The organism is Providencia sp. PROV033, assembly GCF_028484855.1.
GTDB lineage: Bacteria > Pseudomonadota > Gammaproteobacteria > Enterobacterales > Enterobacteriaceae > Providencia > Providencia alcalifaciens.
The window spans coordinates 26726-35758 of record NZ_JAMPSW010000037.1; the positions used below are offsets into that span (position 1 = coordinate 26726).

At 36.0% G+C, this 9033-nt stretch carries 6 protein-coding genes and 1 pseudogene; all 7 read left to right on the plus strand.

Features of this window, described 5'->3' with window-relative positions:
* Positions 1-23 precede the first annotated feature (23 nt).
* The gene (locus PSF16_RS08620) at positions 24-305 is read left to right on the plus strand and encodes a hypothetical protein (protein WP_039861574.1); all 282 of its coding nucleotides are present in this window, start codon (positions 24-26) and stop codon (positions 303-305) included.
* A 328-nt stretch (positions 306-633) separates the two neighbouring features.
* A complete protein-coding gene (gene aphA, locus PSF16_RS08625; protein ID WP_006657825.1) occupies positions 634-1347 on the plus strand; it encodes an acid phosphatase AphA in 714 nt (237 codons plus the stop codon).
* 368 nt (positions 1348-1715) lie between these two features.
* Complete coding sequence (gene ldtD / locus PSF16_RS08630) at positions 1716-3443, plus strand: L,D-transpeptidase (RefSeq protein WP_272689117.1); 1728 nt, start codon at positions 1716-1718, stop codon at positions 3441-3443.
* A gap of 314 nt (positions 3444-3757) precedes the next feature.
* Positions 3758-4306, plus strand: a complete 549-nt coding sequence (locus PSF16_RS08635) for a YcbK family protein (RefSeq protein ID WP_112860001.1) — start codon at positions 3758-3760, stop codon at positions 4304-4306.
* Between the two features lie 39 nt (positions 4307-4345).
* Positions 4346-4981 (plus strand): MBL fold metallo-hydrolase, encoded by a 636-nt coding sequence (locus tag PSF16_RS08640; RefSeq protein WP_272689118.1) that lies wholly within the window; start codon positions 4346-4348, stop codon positions 4979-4981.
* A gap of 191 nt (positions 4982-5172) precedes the next feature.
* Positions 5173-6978: an anthrax toxin-like adenylyl cyclase domain-containing protein gene (locus PSF16_RS08645; protein WP_272689119.1), complete on the plus strand. Its 1806-nt coding sequence runs from the start codon at positions 5173-5175 to the stop codon at positions 6976-6978.
* Between the two features lie 12 nt (positions 6979-6990).
* Positions 6991-9033, plus strand: a pseudogene (locus PSF16_RS08650) (RTX toxin); the annotation flags it as partial.

Consider the following 9033-nt stretch of genomic DNA (forward strand, 5'->3'; position numbering starts at 1 on the left):
GATATTTCTAATAGATGTTTTTTATGAATATAAATCTCAATGTACTTGAAAATGCAATAAGCTTAATTTTTGAAGAGATGAAAAAGAATGGCATAGAGAGTGTCAAACTGGATTCGGATTTTTATTGGAATGTTCCTTCAGATGCTCTGTATGATGTTTATAATGAACCTAAGTTAGATGTAGGACAGTTGGAAGATGATTATGACGCTTTACTTAAAGCCAAGGGAAACGAAATTTTAGTGCGTTACAACTTAAAAAATATCGCCGCTATCCTTCGTTATTTAGCAGAAAAAGAACCTAACTAATTTAGTTTATATATTAGTGAGAGCCTAGACCCCCAATAGGCTTTTTTATTGTAGTGACTCAGCATGGCGTGTAGCGTCTTGATTGGTACTGCCTGTTAACTATGGTGGTTAATAAACACTTGGTGATGAGCTACTCTATAACTAGATAAGGGGGAACTGACACTATCACTTCCTATTCGATTATTTATTTTTATTATCTTCATTTCCCTTTAACTCATTAATAGATGGTTGCAATGAGATTTGAATCTCATTTTTATGTAATAAAAACTTTTATCATTACAGGGCGTGAGTGGTTAGTCACGAAAATGAATTATTATAAGGATCGAACATGAAGAAAATTACCCTAACGTTAAGTGCAATTGCATTGGCACTGAGCTTTACAGCGACTTCTCAAGCTAAGATTCCAATGCCAGAAACCGTCAGTCCAGGGGTTACTGTTGCGGAGTTAGCTGCACAACAACCGGTTCATTGGGTCTCTGTTGAACAAATTAAACAGAGTTTAGAAGGCAAAGCGCCAATGGCGGTAGGCTTTGATATTGATGATACCGTTTTATTCTCAAGCCCTGGTTTCTACCGTGGAAAACTTGAATTCTCCCCAAATGATTTTAGCTATCTGAAAAACCCTCAATTTTGGGAAAAAATGAATAATGAGTGGGACAAATTCAGCATGCCAAAACAAGTGGGCATCGATTTAGTTAAAATGCACTTAGAGCGTGGTGATAAAGTTTACTTTATTACAGGTCGTACACAGACTAAAACTGAAACTGTAACTCAATATGTGCAGGAAGGTTTAAGAATTCCTGCGGATAAAATGAATCCAGTCATTTTTGCCGGCGATGAGCCAGGTAAAAATAATAAAGTAAGCTGGATGCGTGACCATAAATTAACCATCTACTATGGTGATGCAGATGCGGATATTGCTGCGGCACATGAATTAGACATTCGTGGTATTCGTATTTTGCGTGCAGCTAACTCTTCTTATCAACCTTTACCAAAAGCAGGTCGTTTTGGTGAAGAAGTTGTGATTAATTCAGAATATTAATATTCTTTAGAAAGTTAGTTAAAGGTGTTTATGCGCCTTTAACTAACAAAATTAAAGCCTATTTATTGACGACGCTTAACCACCATTTAATATAACTTATATTAAATTTAATTTTGTTTAGAGAATAAATGGGTGTCAATATTTGATATGTTATATCATTTAGTAAGTTGTTATAAACGAAAACAATTCTATTTCTCATGTGGTTTTTTTAAACTGTTTATCTTACTAGCCTTCTGCAATAACTTTTTTCATCAATAAAGACAAAATTAGTCAATTCCTATAACATTCTTCTCAGAGTTAAATATAATCAAATAGTATCACTATAATAAAAAAATAATGTTATCCATGTAGTAACTTAAGGTGGATGTATGGCAAAGAGAAGAGTGAAAGCTCTGCAAATCTCAGTATTATGTGGGCTGATGGCGATGCAGTTCCCTGCATTTTCCGCAGCAGAAAATACGCAGCAAAATAATATAGAAACCCAACAGCTTCAATCAGTGATCACTGAAGAGGTCAATAAGATTACGCCAAAAGAAAGCTTGGCAACCCTAAACGCATCTTTACCATCAGAAACTAAACTGGTGTTTGCGGACCAGTTGGCGAAAATTTATGCCGACAGGCAAATGCAATTGTTATGGCAAGATGAAACGGCAATTAGCCAGTTTCAACAACAATTAGCCGAGCTTGCCTTAGCAGGTTTCCAACCTCAATTTAGCGAATGGTTAGTGTCATTGGAAAATAGCCAGCTGAGCGAAATGGGGCGTGACGCCATTTTATCCGACGCTATGTTAGGTTATTTGCAATATTTATCGTCTGTTGAATCCAGTGGTCAGTATTGGTTATATACCAGCCGTCCATACAAAATTATTGCACCAACCACGCCGCAAATAAAACCGTGGTTAGATGCTGCCTCTGAACATCGTTTAGGTGAATGGGTGAAAGCTCAAGCACCGAAACATGCTATGTATCAACCGATGCGTAAAGAGATGCTAAAACAGTTAGCATTGCCGGAAGATACGTTAGAAATAACAAGCACAAAAACATTAAAACCGGGTCAAGCTAGCGATGATGTGATCACGCTCCGTGAGATTTTAGTGCGCGATGGGCTATTAGAGGCTTCAGCTGTGAGCGAAACCGTCGATGCATCCGCTCCACCCGAAGAGATCAATAAAGTCACTGCCAATGCACGAGTGTATAGCGATGATTTAGTTGAAGCAGTGAAAAAATTTCAGCTTCAATATGGGTTAGAAGCCGATGGTGTGATTGGTAAAGGTACGCGCGTTTGGCTTAATATGCAGCCAAAACAGAAAGCAGGGCTGATGGCATTGAATATTCAGCGTTTACGCATTGTGCCTGAAAGTAGCGGTACAGGAATCTTGGTGAATATCCCTGCGTACACATTAGATTTTTATCTGAATAATGACATCATTTTGGATTCAAAGGTCATTGTCGGTCGAGCCGATCGTAAAACGCCAATCATGAGCAGTGCATTGAATAATGTGGTGATTAACCCACCATGGAGTGTACCAACAAGCTTGGCGCGTAAAGATATTGCCCCGAAAGGAAAAATGGACCCGAGCTATTTTAGTCGTAAAGGCTATACGGTTTATTCAGGATGGGGGCAAGATGCTTATGAAATCGACCCTTATACAATAGACTGGGAAAATATTACGCCAGCGAATTTCCCTTATCGTATTCGACAAGCGCCGGGCTCAAGTAACTCCTTGGGGCGCTATAAATTTAATATGCCAAGTTCAGATGCGATTTATTTGCATGATACGCCAAACCATAGTTTGTTTAACAAAAATGCGCGGGCAATTAGCTCTGGTTGCGTTCGTGTCAATAAAGCGAGTGAACTAGCCACTATTTTATTAGGTGATGCAGGCTGGGCTCAGACACGTATTGATGGGGCATTAAAAGAAGGCTCAACGCGTTATGTGAATATTCCAGACCGTATTCCTGTGTATCTTTACTATCAAACTGCATGGGTTGATAAAGATCAGCAGCCGCAATACCGAGCAGATATTTATCAATATGATGGTAGCATTGATAATGCGGAAAAATATCTACCTGCAATTAAAACAATTTTAAAATAGCCATTATTCATCGGAGAGCTTAGGCTCTTCGATGCTATTCATTGCATTAATTCCTAAATCTTCCTAACAATTCCGTTTTAATATATTTATATATTGAATGAATTGTGTTCACATATAACTTCTGGTGGGGCATTAGAATTGTCCTAATCGGATGAGGCTAAGTGATTTCACTCACCTTTTTGCATAAAAGTGATGGATTTTCCTTAATTTACGCAATTCTTTACATAATTATACATTAAAGCGAAATATCCTTTGCTAGACTGATGAAGTCAAAATGTATATTTACTGAATAATTAATACCTGAGTTATCACCTATGGATATGATTGATCAAAACCGCAGAAAGTGGTTGGGAATTGGTGCCGCCGCAATCGGTCTGGGACTATTACCAAATCATGTACTTGCTGCAATGAGTACACCTCGCCCTAGAATTTTACGTTTTCAAAACTTAAATACGGGGGAGTTTTTAAAGACCGAGTTTTTCGATGGTCGCCGTTATAATAAGTCTGAATTGGCTCGTTTGAATCACCTTTTCCGTGATTACCGCTGTGATAAAGTCAAAACGATTGATCCTAAATTATTTGACCAAATTTATTTGCTGCAAATGATGATGGGCACTAATAAGCCGGTTCAATTGATCTCTGGCTATCGTTCATTACAAACCAATAATGAATTGCGTCGTAAGAGCTCTGGTGTAGCAAAACAAAGCTACCATACCCGTGGTCAGGCAATGGATTTTCATATTGAAGGTTTACAGCTAAGTAATATCCGTAAAGCCGCATTAAAAATGGGTGCGGGCGGTGTGGGCTATTATCCGAAAAGCAATTTCATTCATATTGATACAGGACCCGTCAGAACATGGTAATCTGTGCATAGGTGACACAGATTATGGAGTGATTGTTCGATGAAATATACGATTATCCCAGTAACCCCGTTCATGCAGAATTGTCAGGTGATCTGGGATGAAAATTCAATGAATGCAGTGATTGTTGATCCGGGCGGTGAGGCTGAAAAGCTGATTTCTGCTATTGAGAGTCGTGGATTAACATTAACGAAAATTTTACTTACCCATGGTCATTCTGACCATATTGGCGCTTCAGCCCCTCTTGCTAAACACTTTGGTGTACCGATTTATGGTCCACAAAAGGAAGATGCTTTCTGGATTGAAAGCCTTGCCGAACAAAATGCCATGTTTTATATCGGTGATTGTCCTGACTTTACGCCAGACCATTGGTTAGAGGAAGGGGATAGCATCACGTGTGGAGACATCAAGTTTGATGTACTGCATTGCCCTGGTCATACGCCAGGTCACATTGTATTTGTGAACCACGCAGATAAAGTTATCTCCATGGGGGATGTATTGTTTAAAGGCGGTGTGGGGCGGAGTGATTTCCCTCGCGGTAATCATCAAGACCTGATTGCATCGATCAAGAACAAACTACTGCCGCTTGGTGATGATTATCACTTTATTCCGGGACATGGTCCGATGTCGACATTAGGATATGAGCGAATCAGTAACCCATTCTTACAGGGTGGATAATATACTGAATTGATAACTCAGAATATCATTCAAAAACCCCTTTATTAGGGGTTTTTTATATGCAATTGATATAATTTAAAACTATGTCCTAATTATATTTCTTTAATCTAGCTATATTTTAAAAACTTGATACTTTAAATTGATTTTAAATCTAATTTAAATATTAAATTTTTATTTATAAAGAGGGATATATGGGAAAGCTAAATATAGATTCGAATTTATCTAAAGATGATTCTATTCAAAATATTAATAAAGAAGAGACTAAAAAAACAATTAGCCTGAATGAGCCGCCCACATCAGCGAAACAAGATAATACGTCTGATAGTATTAGTAAAGATTATACCAGTATTAACCTGCATCTTACGCCTTTAAATAAAGAAATTGATATACCTGTTTCTGGTGTATCAGAAATACATCAGAGTTTAATTGCTCAAGTTGCCAATGAAGAGAATATTATTATAGGTATTCGTCCTATAGATCCTAAATCAACAAGCATTATAGGAATGGGAGAATATAGCAGTAAAGGGTTAGCTATTAAATCGAAAAGCTCAGACTGGGGACCACACACTGGGTTTATTCCTATGTATCAGCAATTTGCAAAAAAATCAGGGAGAGAAAATAGCAAAAAATATAATGTCTACTCTCAGGAAGCTATTAATGAAGGCAAAGCTATTGCGGTTATATTAGAAATTACCCAAGAAAGAGTTGAAGAGCTTATACGATATAAAACAATTTATTTTTCAGATACAGCAGAACAAGACGGATATAAAGAGATAAGAGCTTCTTTTGATGGTATTGAAAAAGTATTTTTTCTAAAAAAAAGTATTAAATATAATATCGATATATGGAGTGTATATCATCTAGAAAATAATAAAATAGAGCCATTTTATGTTATTGGTGACCCTAAAACAGGAAAAGCAATAACTGCAGATTATGATATTTTCAGCATTATTTTTCCTATGTCAGACTTAGAGCATTATGTCAAAGTAACACCGATGTTGACATGGGATGAGTGGAAGGCTAACGTAAACTATGATGAACTAACTTCAGCCCCAAAAAAATTGTATAATGATGAAATAGAATATAATAAAAAAGAAGGAAAAGATAATGGCATTACCAATAAAAAAATAAAAGAAATAAAAAATAAATTAAATAAAAAACTTGGTCTAGCTGAGGGGATGGAACTGATCCATCATGGAGCTGATGACGCAAACCCTGCGAGTATAATGAGCGAAAATTTCCCTATTACCTTTTTATTACCGGATCGATTAAAAGGAAAAAATAACTTAATAGGTGCGACTGAGTCCATCGATACTTATTTTCATATGAACTCTCAAGGTGCAATCATTGTTGATAACGTTGAACAGCTTTCTAATTTTCAGCAGTTATTAATAAATCAGGGTTATAGAGCCCCATTAAATAAAAAATGGAGTGAAGGAGATAATGGTCAATACTTCGAGCCTAAACGTAAAATATCAGTCAGCTTTATTGAAGGACGAGCAGAAATAATACGGAAAAAAAGTATTATTAATAATGAACCGATCACAGAAAAAACTGTTGCGCAGTTAGATACAGATTTTGGTGATGTTTATTTAAATATGCAAAAAAATCATAATAGTAGCCGATTACCAGAGACCAATTTACCAAATACGGGCAACCTAGACACTTGGCTAGATCCGATGTTGATATACCGTCAAAACAAAGCCAATGATGCGGAAACTCATAGACAGGTAAAACCTACTGAATATACCTACAATGTTATTATCCAAAATGGTGGTGATCAAGATTCAGCTAAAGCAACAGCTTATGCATTTTCTAAACACCCTGAAGACTCTATGGTTATTCAGTATGATATGGGTTCGAAGCAATATAAAATCTTACATGGAGATCTCAATAGAATTAATGTAGGAAAAGTACGTTGGATAACAATTGGTCATGGAAAATATTATGGCAATCATCAACCAACTCTCTATATGGGAAAAAATGCACCGCAATAAGTAAGTGCATTAATGTATTTGCGCAAAAAAGTCTTAAAAAATACAACGCCAGATAAACTCGTTATGCTAGGGTGCAATTTAGGTCGAGGAGGTATTAATGAAAACTTTGCACTAAAAGCGGCTAACTTACTTGCTGAAAATAATATACGATCTCCTATTGTCGCTTATAATCGGCAAGTTGGAATGATGTATTTAGGTTCCAAGATTATCAATCCGGTTGATTTTGTAAATGACTCGGTAAATACACAAGGTTACAAATTTGTCTATCAGTACCATTCAGGCAGTGATCAAGTCAGGATTAATAATAACTCTAGCACATTATATTTTATTAATGAGCTTCGTCGTGGTGAGCTATCACTCTCTCAACTAAATGATTATATTGAACCCGACCCTATGCATATGTTTAGGGATCCTGATACTCGTATTCTTGATAATAATTTACTCAAAAAAGTCGCTTACAATCAGGATGCCTATAGACTATTTGTTCAGGAACTTAAAAATAATAACAGTCTTTTATCCAATGATTTTTATACTACTTTCTCTACGCGACTAAATGAACTCGGTATCATGGATATACCCATTTGGAAGATGGTTAATAGCCAGAATATTCAAAAAAAAGCGTTAGCAAATACAATTAATAATTCAGGAGAGTTAACCGTTATTATTCGGTTGACAGGGGATAAAAAAGGTTTATTACAAGCAGAAAGCTTAGCCGCGAGAAATCCTCAAAATACATTAATTTTTCAAATGGATGTTGATAGTAAAAAACATATTTTGGAATATGGTAAAGAACATTTAATGTCTTTAGTGGAAAAACAAAAAATAATGCACTGGGTAATGATTGGCGATGCAGAAACAATACGAAAGCCCACAAATGCATTATCGATTGAGTTATCGGCACTCAAAAAACAATATCTATTGATAAATCCTGAAAATATCCTGTTTCATTCTGTGGGGCCAGCAATGATAACGGAAGTGGGTGAGCATAAGATATTTATTAGCGGTTTATCTGAGGAGCTTAAAGTACAAGGTATCAACCGAGAAGTTAAATCTAATTTTACCTATGAAGCTCCGGATAAATCCACAATGGTAAACCGTGGTATTTCTACAGCGGTACTCGCCAGTCAGCCTAATCAGCAGCTTATTTTATTATTAGAAAAAATAGCCTTAAAAGAAATTGCTATTCAAGATATCGATTTGCTACAACATCCTTATTTACTGAATTATTTTTCGGATAGCGAAGGAGGTGTCGATGTTAAAAAACTAATTATTGTATTGCAAGATCCTCTCGTAAATTCAAAGTTAAATGAAGCATTAAATCGTGGGTATGAACTTAATACGGAATCAATAAATCAATTGATAGAGACAACGGTAGAGATGGGTTATCGACAACAAGCAGATAGCATCTACACGTTATTAATGACAATAAAAAACGATCTCTCTGTATTAAATAATTTAAGTGAAAACTCTCAACAATTACTTAAACAGCTATTTCCTGCTGGTGATGGCATAGATAAAGGTAAAATTTTAGCTTTAGTGACTGATAATAACAATTTCATTTTGTTAAGTGAGAATTTAAAAGGATTTAGTGAACTCAGTGCTAAAAACTTTGAAGGTGATAGTGGAATATTTAAAAACGTCTCTTTTACTGAAGCATTTACAACATATGAAAATTATCAAGCCCAACGATTGCAGCAATACCATCAACAATTAAACCAAGGAAAAAATATTGGTTTGATTAATCATGGTGTTATATCGAAAAATGACGGGGCTACTAAGATAGACCAAGAGTTAGGTTGTATATATGGCATTGAATATTATCTCACCGATAGTGATTTAGCACGTGATTTTCTTGAGCGAAAGGCTCAAATTGAGTTCATTGCAGATCAAAAAATACTTACTTCGGCAGAGGATACTTTGCTGAAAAAAATGCAAAAATATACTCAGGATATTAATGCGCTAATCAAGAATAACAGTATCTCTATTTCTGACCAATCAGTCATAGATTTATTTTCGGTGGTGGCTGATACGCCGAATAGACTCATTTTTTTACAA